Source organism: Streptomyces cyaneus (assembly GCF_004028635.1).
In the GTDB taxonomy this organism is placed as follows: Bacteria; Actinomycetota; Actinomycetes; order Streptomycetales; family Streptomycetaceae; genus Streptomyces; species Streptomyces cyaneus.
This window is the reverse complement of sequence record NZ_ML138679.1, coordinates 157,761-174,277: the sequence shown is the minus strand read 5'-3', so window position 1 is coordinate 174,277 and position 16,517 is coordinate 157,761. Positions and strand designations below refer to the sequence as shown.

At 71.5% G+C, this 16,517-nt stretch carries 11 protein-coding genes; 4 read left to right on the top strand and 7 right to left on the bottom strand.

The window, feature by feature from the left end:
- The first annotated feature begins 13 nt into the window (after positions 1 to 13).
- Complete coding sequence (gene lgt, locus EHO50_RS07875) at positions 14 to 1,012, top strand: prolipoprotein diacylglyceryl transferase (protein WP_128429139.1); 999 nt, start codon at positions 14 to 16, stop codon at positions 1,010 to 1,012.
- 66 nt (positions 1,013 to 1,078) lie between these two features.
- On the opposite strand, the gene EHO50_RS07870 is transcribed toward lgt, so the two are convergent.
- The 7 genes from EHO50_RS07870 to EHO50_RS07840 are packed head-to-tail and all read right to left on the bottom strand — an operon-like array spanning position 1,079 to position 9,034.
- Entirely contained in the window at positions 1,079 to 1,930 is an 852-nt protein-coding gene (locus tag EHO50_RS07870; protein WP_128429138.1) for an HpcH/HpaI aldolase/citrate lyase family protein, read from the bottom strand.
- Positions 1,927 to 3,168 carry a CaiB/BaiF CoA transferase family protein gene (locus tag EHO50_RS07865; RefSeq protein WP_128429137.1) on the bottom strand — a complete coding sequence of 414 codons (1,242 nt, stop codon included), beginning with the start codon at positions 3,166 to 3,168 and terminating at the stop codon, positions 1,927 to 1,929. Before EHO50_RS07865 ends, EHO50_RS07870 begins: the two co-directional genes overlap by 4 nt.
- The gene (rbsK, locus tag EHO50_RS07860) at positions 3,165 to 4,058 is read right to left on the bottom strand and encodes a ribokinase (protein WP_128429136.1); all 894 of its coding nucleotides are present in this window, start codon (positions 4,056 to 4,058) and stop codon (positions 3,165 to 3,167) included. Before rbsK ends, EHO50_RS07865 begins: the two co-directional genes overlap by 4 nt.
- Positions 4,055 to 5,470 carry an ADP-ribosylglycohydrolase family protein gene (locus tag EHO50_RS07855; protein WP_128429135.1) on the bottom strand — a complete coding sequence of 472 codons (1,416 nt, stop codon included), beginning with the start codon at positions 5,468 to 5,470 and terminating at the stop codon, positions 4,055 to 4,057. Before EHO50_RS07855 ends, rbsK begins: the two co-directional genes overlap by 4 nt.
- Positions 5,458 to 6,651, bottom strand: coding sequence for an ADP-ribosylglycohydrolase family protein (locus tag EHO50_RS07850; protein ID WP_128429134.1), 1,194 nt, complete (start codon positions 6,649 to 6,651; stop codon positions 5,458 to 5,460). The genes EHO50_RS07855 and EHO50_RS07850 overlap by 13 nt, the downstream gene beginning before the upstream one ends.
- An 8-nt stretch (positions 6,652 to 6,659) precedes the next feature.
- Entirely contained in the window at positions 6,660 to 7,970 is a 1,311-nt protein-coding gene (locus EHO50_RS07845) for an ADP-ribosylglycohydrolase family protein (RefSeq protein WP_128429133.1), read from the bottom strand.
- Positions 7,971 to 7,972: 2 nt separating this feature from the next.
- On the bottom strand, positions 7,973 to 9,034 hold the full coding sequence (locus EHO50_RS07840; RefSeq protein WP_128429132.1) for an ADP-ribosylglycohydrolase family protein: 1,062 nt from the start codon (positions 9,032 to 9,034) through the stop codon (positions 7,973 to 7,975).
- Positions 9,035 to 9,307: 273 nt separating this feature from the next.
- Between EHO50_RS07840 and EHO50_RS07835 the strand changes: the two genes are divergently transcribed.
- From EHO50_RS07835 to EHO50_RS07825, 3 genes are all read left to right on the top strand, one after another.
- Complete coding sequence (locus EHO50_RS07835) at positions 9,308 to 10,039, top strand: VIT1/CCC1 transporter family protein (RefSeq protein WP_128429131.1); 732 nt, start codon at positions 9,308 to 9,310, stop codon at positions 10,037 to 10,039.
- Between the two features lie 370 nt (positions 10,040 to 10,409).
- On the top strand, positions 10,410 to 15,017 hold the full coding sequence (gltB, locus tag EHO50_RS07830) for a glutamate synthase large subunit (RefSeq protein WP_128429269.1): 4,608 nt from the start codon (positions 10,410 to 10,412) through the stop codon (positions 15,015 to 15,017).
- A complete protein-coding gene (locus EHO50_RS07825) occupies positions 15,010 to 16,470 on the top strand; it encodes a glutamate synthase subunit beta (RefSeq protein WP_128429130.1) in 1,461 nt (486 codons plus the stop codon). The genes gltB and EHO50_RS07825 overlap by 8 nt, the downstream gene beginning before the upstream one ends.
- The last annotated feature ends 47 nt before the right edge of the window (positions 16,471 to 16,517 follow it).

Here is a 16,517-nt window from a genome sequence, read left to right as displayed (position 1 = left end):
CGTCGACCTTGCCATGGAACTTGCCTACATTCCCAGCCCGTCGCGCGGAGTGATCCACCTCGGCCCCATTCCGCTGCGCGGCTACGCCTTCTGCATCATCATCGGTGTCTTCGTGGCCGTCTGGCTCGGCAACAAACGCTGGGTCGCCCGCGGCGGGCGGGCCGGCACGGTGGCCGACATCGCGGTCTGGGCCGTGCCCTTCGGTCTCGTCGGCGGACGTCTCTACCACGTGATCACGGACTACGAGCTGTACTTCAGCGAGGGCCGTGACTGGGTGGACGCCTTCAAGATCTGGGAGGGCGGCCTCGGCATCTGGGGTGCGATCGCGCTCGGCGCGCTGGGTGCGTGGATCGGCTGCCGCCGCCGGGGCATCCCGCTGCCCGCGTACGCCGACGCCGTCGCCCCCGGCATCGCCTTCGCCCAGGCGATCGGGCGCTGGGGCAACTGGTTCAACCAGGAGCTGTACGGCCGGCCGACCGACCTCCCCTGGGCGTTGAAGATCACGTCCTCCACGGACGGGCGCATGCCGGGCACGTACCACCCGACGTTCCTGTACGAGTCCCTGTGGTGCATCGGTGTCGCGCTGCTGGTGATCTGGGCCGACCGCCGCTTCAAGCTGGGGCACGGGCGGGCGTTCGCGCTGTACGTCGCCGGGTACTGCGCGGGCCGCGCGTGGATCGAGTACATGCGGGTCGACGACGCCCACCGCATCCTGGGCGTGCGGTTGAACGTCTGGACCGCGCTGGTCGTGTTCCTGCTCGCGGTGACGTACCTCGTGGTGTCGGCGAAGAAGCGGCCCGGCCGGGAGGCCGTGGTCGAGCCGGGTGCCTCGGGCGGTGACGCCGACGGTGAGGTCGAGGGCGGTACCGAGACCGACGCCGGGACGGCCGACGCCAAGAAGACCGAGGGCGACAAGGCCGACAAGGCCGAGGCGGACGCGTCGGACGCGGAGGCCGAGAAGGACGAGAAGGAACCGAGCGACGAGGCCGAGTCGGCTACGAAGAAGGCGTGAGGCCTGGTTCTACGGTGATGAGGGCGCTCGGGACCACCCGGGCGCCCTCGCTGTGTGTGGGCCTGCTCAGCGGCGGCGCGCCAGCGACAGGGTCCGCTGGGCCGCCGCCACCACCGCCGCGTCGATGAAGGTTCCATCCTGCAGGGCCTGGGCGCCGTGTTCCGTCGCCGCTGCCTTGAGGATCGTCTCCGCCTGTTCCAGTTCCGCCTCCGTGGGGAGGTAGGCCCGTTCGATCACCGGGAGTTGGCGGGGGTGGATGGCAGCCCGGCCGAGGAAGCCCAGGGTGCGGCCGTGGGCGCAGGATGCCGCCAGGCCCTCCAGGTCGCGGATGTCCGGGTGGATCGACTGGGACGGTGGGGGCAGCCCCGCGGCCCGCGCGGCGACGACGACGCGGGAGCGCGACCAGTCGAGGCCCGCGTCGCCCCGTACGCCCAGGTCGGTCCGTAGGTCCGCCTCGCCCAGCGAGATGCCGTGGAGGCAGGGGTGGGCGCAGGCGATGGCGTGGGCGCGCTCGATGCCCAGGGCCGATTCCAGGAGGGCGTGCAGCGGGGTCGCGCCCGGGTCGCCGGGCGGTGTGGTCTCGGCGAGGTGGATGATCTGCTCGGCGGAGGTCACCTTCGGCAGACGCAGGCCGGACAGGCCGGGGAGGGCGGCGAGTGCCTCGAGGTCCTTCGCCGCGGGCGGGGTGCCCAGGGCGTTCACGCGGACGTGGACGGGGACGGGGTGCTCCGGCTCGGCGAGCAGGTCGGCCGTGGCCGCGCGGGCGTAGTCCTTGCGGTCCGGGGCCACCGCGTCCTCCAGGTCGACGATGACGATGTCGGCGCCGGACGTCAGGGCCTTGGCCACCACCTGTGGGCGGTCTCCGGGTGCGTACAGCCAGGTCAGGGGGAAGGGGGCGGTCGTTGCCGGGCTCGTCACAGGGCGCCCTCCTCGCGCAGGGCTGCCAGTTCGGCGGGGGTCAGGCCCAGGTCGGTGAGGATCTCGTCCGTGTCCGCGCCGTGCGGGCGGCCCGCCCAGCGGATCGTGCCGGGGGTGGCGGAGAGACGGAAGAGGACGTTCTGCATGCGCAGCGCCCCCAGCTCGGGGTCGTCGACGGTGGTGATCGTGTCGAGGGCCGCGTACTGGGGGTCCGTCATCACGTCCCGTACGTCCTGGATCGGGGCCACCGCGGCCTCCGCCTTCTCGAAGGCGGCGAGGACGTCGGCGCGGGTGTGGCGGGCGATCCAGTCGCCGACCGCCCGGTCGAGGACGTCGGCGTGGCGGGCCCGGTCGGCGCCCGTCGCGAACCACGGTTCGTCGATCAGCTCGGGGCGTCCCACCAGGTGCATCACCCGCTCGGCGATCGACTGGGCGGAGGTGGAGACGGCGACCCAGCCTCCGTCCGCGGTGCGATAGGTGTTGCGCGGGGCGTTGTTGGCGGAGCGGTTGCCGGTGCGTTCCTGGACGTATCCCAGCTGGTCGTACCAGGTCGGCTGGGGGCCGAGGGCCAGCAGCATCGGCTCGATCAGCGCCATGTCGACGACCTGGCCCTCGCCGGTGCGCTCGCGCGCGGCCAGTGCCGTCAGTACCGCGTACGCGGTCGCGAGGGCGGCGATCGAGTCGGCCAGGCCGAAGGGCGGGAGCGTCGGGGGTGCGTCCGGTTCGCCGGTGAGCGCGGCGAAGCCGCTCATCGCCTCGGCGAGGGTGCCGAAGCCGGGGCGGTGGGCGTAGGGGCCGAACTGGCCGAAGCCGGTGACGCGGGTGAGGACCAGGCGGGGGTTGGCGGCGGAGAGTTCGGGCCAGCCGAGGTCCCATTTCTCCAGGGTGCCCGGGCGGAAGTTCTCGATGACGACGTCCGCGGTCGCGGCAAGGCGCAGGAGGGTGGCGCGGCCGCCTGGCTTGGAGAGGTTCAGGGTGATGTTGCGCTTGTTGCGGCCGAGGACCTTCCACCACAGGCCCACGCCGTCCTTCGACGGGCCGTGACCGCGGGAGGGGTCCGGCTTCGCGGGGTGCTCGACCTTGACGACCTCCGCGCCGAAGTCGCCGAGCATCGTGGCGGCGAGGGGGCCGGCGAAGAGGGTGGCGAGGTCGAGGACGCGCAGGCCGGTCAGGGGAGGTGCGGGGGTGGTACGGAGAGGGGCAGGGGCGGTAGGGGGCTGGGGGCCGGGCGCGGTCATGAGGCGTACCGCGCGTCGATCTCGGGACGGTACGGCATCGCCACCGAGGCGCCCTCCCGCTGGACCGACAGAGCCGCGGCCTCTGCCGCCCACGCCAGCGCCTCCCGCATCGGCCGCCCCTCGCCGAGTGCCACCGCGAGGGCGCCGACGAAGGTGTCGCCGGCGCCGGTGGAGTCGACGGCGGTGACCTTGGGCGCCGGGACGGTCACGGGGTCGGCGCCGCGGGTGGCGTACAGGCTGCCGGCCGCGCCCAGGGTGACGACGACCTCGGGCACCTGGTCGAGCAGCGCGGTGGCCGCCTCTCGGGGGTCGGTGCGGCCGGTGAGGGTGGTGGCCTCGTGTTCGTTGGGGACCAACAGGTCGATGGTGGCGAGGAGTTCGCGGGGGAGCGGCTGGGCGGGCGCGGGGGTGAGGATCGTACGGACGCCGTGGCGGTGGGCCGCCTGCGCGCCGGCGAGGACCGCGGCCAGCGGGATCTCCAGCTGGAGCAGGAGGGTCTCTGCGGCGGCGATGACGCCCTCGTCGCCGGGGCTCAGGTGGTCCAGCGTGCCGTTCGCGCCGGGGATCACGACGATCGCGTTGCCGCCCTCGTCGTCCACGACGATGTGCGCGGTGCCGGACGGGCCCTCGGCCGTGCGGAGGTCGTCGGTGTCGACGCCGGAGTGTTCGAGGGTGGAGCGCAGGCGGGTGCCGTAGGCGTCGTTCCCCACGGCGCCGATCATCGAGACGTTGCCGCCCGCGCGGGCCGCCGCGATCGCCTGGTTGGCGCCCTTGCCGCCGGGGATCGTACGGAACTCCCGGCCCGTCACGGTCTCGCCGCGCTGCGGGGCCTTCTCGACGTAGGTGACGAGGTCCATGTTCGTGCTGCCGAGCACGACGATGTCGGTCATGGGCGAGTGGCCTCCAAGGGGGAGAGCGGACGGGCGAGTTCGTGCGTGAGTCGGGCCAGTGCGTCGAAGCCAGTGCCGTTGAAGTCGGCGACGGAGGTGGCGAGGCGGTTCTTGAGGGGGGCCGTCCAGCGATCGGGGAGGGCGGCGGGGGTGCCGGTGAGGAGGGCGGCGATGCTGCCCGCCGTCGCACCGTTGGAGTCGGTGTCCCAACCTCCCGATACGGCACGGCAGATGGAGCCGGTGAAGTCGCCGTTCGCGTGCGTGAGGGCGGCGGTGATCAGGGCGGTGTTGGGGATGGCGTGGACCCAGTGGTGGGCGTGCGCGTGGGTGGCGTGGAGTTCGTCGACGACCGTGTCGAAGTCCTCGTGGGTGTCGGCCAGTTGGATGGCGTGCCGGACGGCTCGGGCCAGGCGGGAGTTCGGGGGGATCACCGTGAGGCCCGTGCGCAGACAGGTGTGGATGTCGGGGGCTGCGGTCGCTGACGTCGTGGCCGTCGCTGTCGCTGCCTGCGCGATGACTGCCGCCGTGAACATCGCCGCGTAGACGCCGTTGGCGGTGTGGGTGAGGGTCGCGTCGCGGTGGGCCTGTTCGGCTGCGGCGGCCGGGTTGCCGGGGTTGGTCCAGCCGTGGACGTCCGCGCGGATGAGGGCGCCGATCCACTCGCGGAAGGGGTTGCGGTGGCGGGCCGTGTGCGGGGGTTCGATGCCGAGGAGGAGGTTGCGGTGGGCGATGCGTTCGGCGGTGAAGGTGCGGCCGGGTGGGAGTTCGTCGAGCCACAGGCGGGCTACGTCCGTGGTGGTGAAGGCTCTGCCGTGGCGCCTGAGCAGGAGGAGGTTGAGGAGGGGGTAGTTGAGGTCGTCGTCCTCGGGCATGCCGTCGATGTTCTCGGCGAGGGAGGTGAGGGCCGAGCGGCGGTTCCAAGGGTGGGCGGCGAGGAGGTCCTGGGGGACGCCGCGAGCGGTGAAGTAGGTGGTCAGGGGCCAGTTTCCGGTGGCTTTGGCCAGCCGGCGGATGGCTTCGAGGGGGAGCTTCTCCACGGGCTTGCCCAGGAGGCAGCCGATGGCTCGGCCGAGCCAGGCGGCCTCGTAGGCGGCCGGAGCGGGGGTTGCTGTGGAGGTGCCGGAGTCGCTCGGCCAGTTCGGGCACAGGAACTTGATCTTCTCCAGGTCCGTCGGCTCGTCGTCCTTCAACCTGCTGGGCAGGTCGGCCAGTTCGTCCAGCAGGTCCTCCGCCAGTGTCCGCAGGTACCTCGACGCCGGTTTTGTGGACGCCCCCGCCCGCAGCGGGGCTTCTCCACCACCCGCCGCCTTCCACCTCTCCGCGATCCTCGACGGCTCCCGGCCGTCCAGGGCCGCCTGGCGCAGCTCGTGGCCCAGCAGGTCCTCCGGCTGGACCCAGGTCAGTCGGAGCATCCTCGGCCCTCCAGTGCCGTGAAGGCCGCTTCGTGGGCTCGGCGGCGGTCTACGTCGCGGGCGTGGATCTCCCTCGTGACCTCGGTCAGAGTGCGGGGTGGTGCCCACAGGTCCAGGCGGCTGGCCTCCGCGACCGTCTTCGACCAGTCCTCGGGGACCGGTGAGCCCAGGGCGCCGGCCAGGGCGCCCGCCATCGTCGCGATCGAGTCGCAGTCGCGGCCGTAGTTCACCGCGCCCAGGACCGCTTGGCGGTAGTCGCCGTTCGCGACCAGCACCATGGCCAGGGCGATGGGGAGTTCCTCGATCGCGTGCAGGCGGGAGGGGCGGCGGGCGCCGAGGGAAGGCTGGCGGTAGTCGGGGCCCACCGTGTCGTACGGGGCGACCGCCTCCCGGAGCGGGGTCAGGGCCGACTCGAAGTCCGTGTGACGGCTTGCCGCTTCACAGGCCTTCTCGATCGCCGCCCTCGTGCCGTCCTTCGCCAGGGACAGGCAGGCCGTGACGATCGTGTCCGGTGTCGAGCCGGGAGCGCACGCCGCGGCGACCCCCGCCGCGAAGACGCCCGCCGCCTCGCGGCCGTACGACGACTGGTGGGCACCCGCGACGTCCAGGGCCTCCGCGTACGCGGCCCTGGGATCGGCCGCGTTCACCAGGCCGACCGGGGCCATGTACATCGCCGCACCGCAGTTGACGATGTTGCCGACACCGGCCTCTCGTGGGTCCACGTGGCCGTAGTGGAGCCTGGCCACCAGCCACTTCTCCGCCAGGAAGATCCGGTGCAGGGGGAGCGCCTCGGCCTCCAGCTCCGGGATCCAGCGCGGGTTCGTCATCAGGTCCGGGACCAGGTGGTCGGCGATCGCGTACGCGTCCAGGTGGTCGCGGACCGTCGCGTAGACCCGGATCAGCGCGTGCGTCAGCAACGTGTCGTCGGTGATGTGCCCGTCGCCCTTGTGGTACGGCGCGATGGGGCGGGCCGTGCGCCAGGCGTCGCCGTTCCAGGGGCCGACGATGCCGTGGACGCGGCCGCCGTGGCGCTGAAGGATCTGGTCGGGGGAGTAGCCCTCCACCGGCCCGCCGAGGGCGTCGCCGACCGCCGCGCCGACCAGGGCGCCGGTGATCCGCTCGTCGAGACGCGGACCACTGGTTTCTCGCGGGCCACTGGTTTCTTGTGCTTTGGGCGTCATGCCCCGAATCATCCCCCTGGTCGGGCCGGTTGCGTGGCTTCCAGGAGTTCGGCGAGTTCCACCAGGTCGGTGCCGGTGAGCCGGGGCAGTACACAGCCGGAGAGGGTGCGGCAGGTGTCCCGCCAGGTCGCCGGGATCGACGCGCCGCCGCCCAACGCGCCCGTCAGCGCGCCGACCAGGGCCGGCGCCGAGTCCGCGACCCGGGAGAGGCACGCGGCGGCCGGGACCGCCTCGGCGATACGGCCCCGCGCCGCGACCGCGAGGGCCAGGGCCACCGGGACCGTTTCGGCCGCGGCGATGCCGTAGCTGTAGACGTGGTCGACGATTTGGTGTTCGAGGAGGGGGATCAGGGCGAAGGCGCTGTCGGCGTCGTGCGCGAGCTTCAGCGCGTGGCGGGCGTTGCGGCCGATCTCCGTCTCCTCGGGGAGTTCGGTGAGTGCGGCTGCCACGCAGGCCCTGGTGTCCGCACCCGTCAGGGCCAGCGCCAGGGCCGCCGCCATCGCCCTCGCGCCGTGTACGCCGTCGCCGTCCTGGGTGTAGCGGGCGTCGAACTCGGCGAGGTCGGCGGCGCTGCGGGGGTCGCCGGGGTGGGCTGCGGCGAGGACGCACGCCCTGACGCAGGCCGCGTCGTCGAAGTAGTGCGGGTTGTCGTGGCCGGTGGCGGGTGGGCGCAGGCCGGTGGCGAGGTTGCCCAGGCCGGCGCGGACGGAGATGCGGGCGCGCAGGGGGAGGATGGCCGACTCGACCTCGGGGGCGCGGTCCGCTGCCGCGGCGACTTCGCCGGCCACGGCGTTCCAGGTGAGGTCGATCGCGGCTCGCGTGCGGCGCTCTCGGCTCAGATCGCCGAGGGCTGTGTCGTCGCCGGCCCGCAGGAGCGCCTCTGCTGCGAACGCCGCCCATTCCGCGTCGTCGGAGGGGCCGAGGCGCAGGGGTTCCGGGGGTTGGTTCAGGGCGATGGGGACGGGGAGGGTGGTCGTCGCGTTGTGTTCGGCGAAGGTGTCGAGTTCGCGGGTGAGGCGGCGGGTCCACTCGGGCATACGGGCGGCTCGGTGGCGGGCGGCGGGCCAGCCGGCGGCGTCGCCTGCGGCTAGGCCGAGCAGGAGGCCGAGGACGCGTTGACCGGCCTCGGCTTCGCCTTCGGCCGATTGTTTCCCACCCGCACCGCCCGTGCGGCTTTCGTCGTCGTGTGCGGGTGGCCCCGGTGGGGCGTGTTCGCCGTCGGCGGCCTCGGGTTCGTTCGGCTGCGTGAGGGCCGTGGGATCCGCGTCGGGGGGTGCTGCCGTTGGCGTTCCCTCGTCCCAGGGAGTGGGCGGTGTCATCGTCAGACCCCTTCGCCTGGTGCCGGAGCCTCAGCCGCTACGCATCCCCCCGCCCTCCACTTCGCGTCTTCTCCCGCCACCAGCAACTCCGCCACGTCCAGCACGTGATGCCCGGCCATCGACGGCAGACAGCTTCCCCGCGCCGGTCCGATCGCCGCCGCCCACTCCGTCGGGATCGCCGGCGCCCCCTGGGTCGCGCCGGCCAGGGCGCCCGCCACCGCCGCCGTCGTGTCTGCGTCCCGGCCCATGTTCACGGCCGTCAGCACCGCCTGTACGAAGTCGCCGTCCGCCGCCGCATACGCCCCGAAGGCCAGCGCCACCGCCTCGGGGGCCAGGTCGGTCCAGGGGTAGCCGCCGATCACGACCGCGGAGCGGACCGCGCGCTCGCCTCGGTGGGCCACCGCCACGGCGCGGCGCAGGGAACGGGCCGTCCAGGAGTCGTCCGGGACCACCGCGAGGGCCGAGGCGACCACCGCGATCGTCGGCGCCCCCGCCATCGCCGCCGCTACGCCCGCCGCCACCGCCTGGCCGCCGTAGATGCCCTCGCCGTCGTGGCTCACCGAGCCGTCGATCGCGACCAGGCGGGCGGCCTCGGCCGGGCGGCCCGCCGCGAAGACGCCGAAGGGGGCCGCCCGCATGGCGAGGCCGTCGCTCCAGGCGTGGCGGTGCTGGGCCGAGATGGGGGCCGCGAGGCCTCGGCGGAGGTTCTCCAGCGTGCCCCGTTCGCTGAAGCCGGCACCCCGGAAGGGGCCTTCCGAACGGTCCGCGATCCACTCGTGCCAGGCCGTCTCCACATGGACCGGGGTGAGGGCCGAGCCGTGGCGGGCGAGGAGGAGACCCGAGAAGATCGCGTATTCGGTGTCGTCCGTGCCGGCCGGGTTGTCGGTGACGAATCCCGTGATGCGGCCCCAGCGAGCGCGGATCTCGGAGGGCTTCATGTTCTCCGCCGGGGCGCCCAGCGCGTCGCCGACCGCCAGGCCCAGCAGTGCGCCGCGTGCCCGGTCGCGGAGTTCGGCGGCGTCCCCGGGCGCCGGGACCGGGGGAATGCAGGCGATCGATGGCATGCGCGGCCTCTCCTCCGGGGGCTCCGCCCAGGGCGCGCGGAGCCCTTTGCGGATGTGTCCCACCGTCGGCGGTTGACCTGAGCCTCCGAGGCCTCAGTGTCACCCGGTCGACATCTGTGCAGGCCTCGCTACGAATGAGCGTTCTAGGGAAAACCGCAGGTTAGCCCAGCCTTTCCTTGCTGGCGGGGCGGAATTTCCAGGCGTAGATTCAGTGTTGTCCAAGAGTAGAACTTGTCTAAAGACAGCCTTACCTGAGTTTTCTGGGGGATCACCATGGCGATCATCGAGACCGAGGCCGCGCTGCACGAGGCGCACCGTGACAACCACACGCACCGGGATGTGAACGGCGGCTGGCTGCGCCCCGCCGTCTTCGGTGCGATGGACGGCCTGGTCTCCAACCTCGCTCTGATGACCGGTGTCGCGGGTGGGGCCGTCAGTCACCAGACCATCGTGCTGAGTGGGCTCGCAGGGCTCTCCGCCGGCGCCTTCTCCATGGCCGCCGGCGAGTACACCTCCGTCGCCTCGCAGCGCGAGCTCGTCGAGGCCGAGCTGGATGTCGAGCGGCGGGAGCTGAGAAAGCACCCGAAGGACGAGGAGGCCGAGCTCGCGGCCCTCTATGCGGCCCGGGGCGTCGAGCCCGAGCTCGCGCGGGCCGTGGCCGAGCAGCTCTCGCGTGATCCCGAGCTGGCCCTGGAGATCCACGCCCGCGAGGAGCTCGGCATCGACCCCGGCGATCTGCCCTCGCCGCTGGTCGCGGCCGTGTCGTCGTTCGGGGCGTTCGCGCTGGGGGCCCTGCTGCCCGTACTGCCGTATCTGCTCGGTGCGACCGCGCTGTGGCCGGCCGTGCTGCTCGCGCTCGTCGGGCTTTTCCTGTGCGGTGCGGTGGTGGCCAAGGTGACCGCGCGGAGCTGGTGGTTCAGCGGGCTGCGGCAGCTGGCGCTCGGTGGCGCCGCGGCCGGTGTGACGTACGCCCTGGGCAGCTTGTTCGGAACGGCCGTAGGATAGTTCGCTGGAACTTATGCGTTGGGCCGCATAAGTAGCCGTTACTCGCTGGTTTCGGATGCATGACCACCGGGCATGAGCCGTAAGCGCTGTGGGCAATGACGCCTGCGGCGCACTCGCGGGGTGGGCGATGACGCCTCCTCCGCCCCTCGGATCGACAGACATAGACCTGTCTCGTTCGGTCCCCACATACTTCAAGCCATGTGCGCGGAACCCCTGCCGTAGCCCGTGGTGTCCGCATGTTGGAACGGATTATCCCGCTTCCCGAGAACCGCTCCATCATGTAACCTGCACGAAATTTTGCACTCACGCAGAGGGCCAACGTCGTCCCTCGGCAATTTGCATATGCCAGATGACGACGACGGGAGAGCCGATGCGTACGCCGCGCCAGCCGTCCCAGCACTCCGCGAATGGCCAGAACTGGTCCTTCATGGATGCTCGCCCTGCTGCGCAGGGTATGTACGACCCCCGCAACGAGCGCGACGCCTGTGGCGTCGGCTTCGTGGCCACCCTCACCGGCGAGGCGAGCCACACGCTGGTCGAGCAGGCGCTCACCGTTCTGCGCAATCTCGAACACCGCGGTGCCACCGGCTCCGAGCCCGACTCGGGTGACGGCGCGGGCATCCTTTCCCAGGTGCCGGACACCTTCTTCCGTGAGGTGGCCGGATTCGAACTGCCCGAGGCCGGTGCGTACGCCGTCGGTATCGCCTTCCTGCCGGAGGAGGGGACCGAGGACACCGTCTCGCAGATCGAGACGATCGCGTCCGAGGAGGGGCTGACCGTCCTCGGCTGGCGCGAAGTCCCCGTCGCCCCCGAGCTGCTGGGTGCCACCGCCCGGTCGACGATGCCCGCCTTCCGCCAGATCTTCGTGGCGGACGGCACCTCGAAGGACATCGCCCTCGACCGCAAGGCCTTCGTGCTGCGCAAGCGCGCCGAGCGCGAGGCCGGTGTCTACTTCCCGTCGCTGTCGGCCCGCACGATCGTCTACAAGGGCATGCTGACCACGGGTCAGCTGGAGCCCTTCTTCCCGGACCTGTCCGACCGCCGCTTCGGCTCGGCCGTCGCCCTCGTCCACTCGCGCTTCTCCACGAACACCTTCCCGTCGTGGCCGCTCGCGCACCCGTACCGCTTCGTCGCGCACAACGGTGAGATCAACACCGTCAAGGGCAACCGCAACTGGATGGTCGCCCGCGAGTCGCAGCTGGTCTCCGACCTGTTCGGCTCCGACGACAAGGCCCTCGAGCGCATCTTCCCGGTGTGCACGCCGGACGCCTCCGACTCGGCGTCCTTCGACGAGGTGCTGGAGCTGCTCCACCTCGGTGGCCGCTCCCTGCCGCACTCCGTGCTGATGATGATCCCGGAGGCGTGGGAGAACCACGACTCCATGGACCCGGCCCGGCGCGCCTTCTACCAGTACCACTCCACGATGATGGAGCCCTGGGACGGCCCGGCCTGTGTCACCTTCACCGACGGCACCCAGGTCGGCGCCGTGCTCGACCGCAACGGTCTGCGCCCCGGCCGCTACTGGGTCACCGACGACGGCCTCGTCGTCCTCGGCTCCGAGGTCGGCGTCCTCGACATCGACCCCGCCAAGGTCGTCCGCAAGGGCCGTCTGCAGCCCGGCAAGATGTTCCTCGTCGACACCGCCGAGCACCGCATCATCGAGGACGACGAGATCAAGGCGCAGCTCGCCGCCGAGGCCCCCTACGCGGAGTGGCTGGAGGCCGGCGAGATCGAGCTGTCCGACCTGCCCGAGCGTGAGCACATCGTGCACACCCACGCCTCGGTCACCCGTCGCCAGCAGACCTTCGGTTACACCGAGGAAGAGCTGCGCGTCATCCTCGCGCCGATGGCCAAGGCCGGTGCCGAGCCGATCGGTTCGATGGGCACCGACTCGCCGATCGCCGCGCTGAGCGAGCGCCCGCGTCTGCTCTTCGACTACTTCACCCAGCTGTTCGCGCAGGTCACCAACCCGCCGCTGGACGCCATCCGCGAGGAGCTCGTCACCTCGCTCAGGAGCTCCCTCGGCCCGCAGGGCAACCTGCTGGAGCCGACGGCCGCGTCCTGCCGTAGCGTCACGCTGCCGTTCCCGGTGATCGACAACGACGAGCTGGCCAAGCTCATCCACATCAACGCCGACGGCGACATGCCGGGCTTCAAGGCCGCGACCCTGTCCGGCCTGTACCGGGTGCACGGCGGCGGTGACGCCCTCGCCGCCCGGATCGAGGAGATCTGCGCCGAGGCCGACGCCGCCATCGACAACGGCGCCCGGCTGATCGTCCTGTCGGACCGCCACTCGGACGCCGAGCACGCCCCGATCCCGTCGCTGCTGCTCACCGCGGCCGTCCACCACCACCTCATCCGCACCAAGCAGCGCACCCACGTGGGCCTGCTGGTCGAGGCCGGTGACGTCCGCGAGGTCCACCACGTCGCCCTGCTGATCGGCTTCGGCGCCGCGGCCGTGAACCCGTACCTGGCGATGGAGTCCGTCGAGGACCTGGTCCGCGCCGGCACCTTCCTGTCGGACATCGAGGCCGAGCAGGCCATCCGCAACCTGATCTACGCCCTCGGCAAGGGCGTGCTGAAGGTCATGTCCAAGATGGGCATCTCGACGGTCGCCTCCTACCGTGGCGCCCAGGTCTTCGAGGCCGTCGGTCTCGACGACGCCTTCGTCGAGAAGTACTTCAACGGCACCGCCACCAAGATCGGCGGCGTCGGCATCGACGTCATCGCCAAGGAGGTCGCCGCCCGCCACGCCAAGGCCTACCCGGCCTCCGGCATCGCTCCCGCGCACCGCGCGCTGGACATAGGCGGCGAGTACCAGTGGCGCCGTGAGGGCGAGCCGCACCTGTTCGACCCGGAGACGGTCTTCCGCCTCCAGCACTCGACGCGTGCCAACCGCTACGACATCTTCAAGAAGTACACGGACCGAGTGAACGAGCAGTCCGAGCGCCTGATGACGCTCCGCGGCCTGTTCGGCTTCAAGTCCGGTTACGAGGGCCGCCAGCCGATCTCCATCGACGAGGTCGAGCCGGTCTCCGAGATCGTCAAGCGCTTCTCCACCGGCGCCATGTCGTACGGCTCCATCTCCAAGGAGGCGCACGAGACCCTCGCCATCGCCATGAACCAGCTGGGCGGCAAGTCCAACACCGGTGAGGGCGGCGAGGACCCGGAGCGGCTGTACGACCCGGCGCGGCGTTCGTCGATCAAGCAGGTCGCCTCCGGCCGCTTCGGTGTGACGTCCGAGTACCTGGTCAACGCGGACGACATCCAGATCAAGATGGCCCAGGGCGCCAAGCCCGGTGAGGGCGGCCAGCTGCCCGGCCACAAGGTCTACCCGTGGGTCGCCAAGACGCGTCACTCGACGCCGGGCGTGGGCCTGATCTCCCCGCCGCCGCACCACGACATCTACTCCATCGAGGACCTGGCCCAGCTGATCCACGACCTGAAGAACGCGAACCCGCAGGCGCGGATTCACGTCAAGCTGGTCTCCGAGGTCGGCGTCGGCACGGTCGCGGCGGGTGTGTCGAAGGCGCACGCGGACGTGGTCCTGATCTCCGGTCACGACGGTGGTACGGGTGCCTCCCCGCTCACCTCGCTGAAGCACGCGGGCGGTCCCTGGGAGCTCGGTCTCGCCGAGACCCAGCAGACCCTGCTGCTCAACGGCCTGCGCGACCGCATCGTCGTGCAGACCGACGGCCAGCTCAAGACCGGCCGTGACGTCGTCATCGCCGCGCTGCTCGGCGCCGAGGAGTTCGGTTTCGCGACCGCGCCGCTCGTCGTCTCCGGCTGCGTCATGATGCGCGTCTGCCACCTGGACACCTGCCCGGTCGGCATCGCCACCCAGAACCCGACCCTGCGGGACCGGTTCACCGGCAAGGCCGAGTACGTCGTGAACTTCTTCCAGTTCATCGCCGAAGAGGTCCGCGAGATCCTCGCCGAGCTGGGCTTCCGCTCCATCGAGGAGGCCGTCGGCCACGCCGAGGCGCTCGACGTGACCCGCGCGGTCGACCACTGGAAGGCGCAGGGCCTGGACCTGGAGCCGCTGTTCCACGTGCCGGCGCTGCCCGAGGGCGCGGTGCGCCACCAGGTGATCGAGCAGGACCACGGCTTGGAGAAGGCGCTCGACAACGAGCTGATCAAGCTCGCCGCCGACGCCCTGGCCGCGGACTCCGCGACCGACGCCCAGCCGGTGCGCGCCCAGGTCGCCATCCGCAACATCAACCGCACGGTCGGCACCATGCTCGGCCACGAGGTGACGAAGAAGTTCGGTGGCGCGGGCCTGCCCGACGACACGATCGACATCACCTTCACCGGCTCCGCGGGCCAGTCCTTCGGCGCCTTCCTCCCGCGCGGTGTCACGCTGCGCCTGGAGGGCGACGCCAACGACTACGTCGGCAAGGGCCTCTCCGGCGGCCGGGTCGTCGTCCGTCCCGACCGGGGCGCCGACCACCTCGCCGAGTACTCGACGATCGCGGGCAACACCATCGCCTACGGCGCGACCGGCGGCGAGCTGTTCCTGCGCGGTCGTACGGGCGAGCGGTTCTGCGTCCGCAACTCCGGTGCGCTGGTCGTCTCCGAGGGCGTGGGCGACCACGGCTGCGAGTACATGACCGGCGGTCACGCGGTCGTCCTCGGCGAGACGGGCCGTAACTTCGCGGCCGGTATGTCCGGCGGTGTCGCGTACGTCATCGACCTCGACCGCGACAACGTCAACGTCGGCAACGTCAGCGCCGTAGAGGCCCTGGACGACGCGGACAAGCAGTGGCTGCACGACGTGGTGCGCCGCCACCAGGAGGAGACCGGCTCGACGGTCGCCGAGAAGCTGCTTGCCGAGTGGGACACCGCCGTGGACCGCTTCAGCAAGATCATCCCCAGCACGTACAAGGCAGTGCTCGCCGCCAAGGACGCCGCCGAGCGAGCCGGTCTCTCCGAGACCGAGATCACCGAGAAGATGATGGAGGCGGCGACCAATGGCTGATCCCAAGGGCTTTCTGAACCACGGCCGCGAGGTCGCCAAGTCCCGTCCCGTCGACGTGCGTCTGAAGGACTGGAACGAGGTCTACGTCCCCGGCTCCCTGCTGCCGATCATCAGCAAGCAGGCCAGCCGCTGCATGGACTGCGGCATCCCGTTCTGCCACAACGGCTGTCCGCTGGGGAACCTGATCCCCGAGTGGAACGACTACGCCTACCGCGAGGACTGGTCGGCGGCGAGCGAGCGCCTGCACGCCACGAACAACTTCCCGGAGTTCACGGGACGGCTGTGCCCGGCTCCCTGTGAGTCGGCGTGTGTGCTCGGCATCAACCAGCCGGCCGTCACCATCAAGAACGTCGAGGTCTCGATCATCGACAAGGCGTGGGACACCGGTGACGTCGCGCCGCAGATCCCGGAGCGCCTGTCCGGCAAGACCGTCGCCGTCATCGGCTCGGGCCCGGCCGGCCTGGCCGCCGCCCAGCAGCTGACCCGGGCCGGCCACACCGTCGCCGTCTACGAGCGCGCGGACCGCATCGGAGGCCTCCTCCGCTACGGCATTCCCGAGTTCAAGATGGAGAAGCGGCACATCAACCGCCGTATCGAGCAGATGCGCGCGGAGGGCACCCGCTTCCGTACCGGCATCGAGATCGGCCGCGACCTCAAGGCGACCGACCTGAAGAAGCGGTACGACGCGGTCGTCATCGCCGCCGGCGCCACGACCGCCCGTGACCTCCCGGTCCCCGGCCGTGAGCTCAAGGGCATCCACCAGGCCATGGAGTACCTGCCGCTGGCCAACAAGGTCCAGGAGGGCGACTTCGTGACGCCCCCCATCACGGCCGAGGGCAAGCACGTCGTGGTCATCGGCGGTGGCGACACCGGCGCCGACTGCGTGGGCACCGCCCACCGCCAGGGCGCGGCCTCGGTGACGCAGCTGGAGATCATGCCGCGGCCGGGCGAGGAGCGTGCCGCGCACCAGCCGTGGCCGACCTTCCCGATGCTCTACAAGGTCACGTCGGCGCACGAGGAGGGCGGCGAGCGGGTCTACTCCGTCTCCACCACCCACTTCGAGGGCGACGAGGACGGCAACGTCCAGTGGCTGCACCTCACCGAGGTGGAGTTCATCGAGGGCAAGCTGACCCCGAAGCCGGGCACGGAGCGCAAGATCCCCGCCCAGCTGGTCACCCTCGCCATGGGCTTCACGGGCACCGACCGCGAGAACGGCCTCGTGGACCAGTTCGGCCTGGAGCTCGACGAGCGCGGCAACATCGCCCGCGACGCCGACTTCCAGACCAACGTGCCCGGCGTCTTCGTCGCCGGTGACGCGGGCCGCGGCCAGTCCCTCATCGTCTGGGCGATCGCGGAGGGCCGCTCGGCCGCCCGCGGCTGCGACCGCTTCCTGACCGGTGCCAGCGAGCTGCCGGCCCCGATCCGGCCGACGGACCGCGCACTGATGGTCTGACGGCTCGACAACCGACCTGACGGTCACCCATAAACGTCCCGTACAAC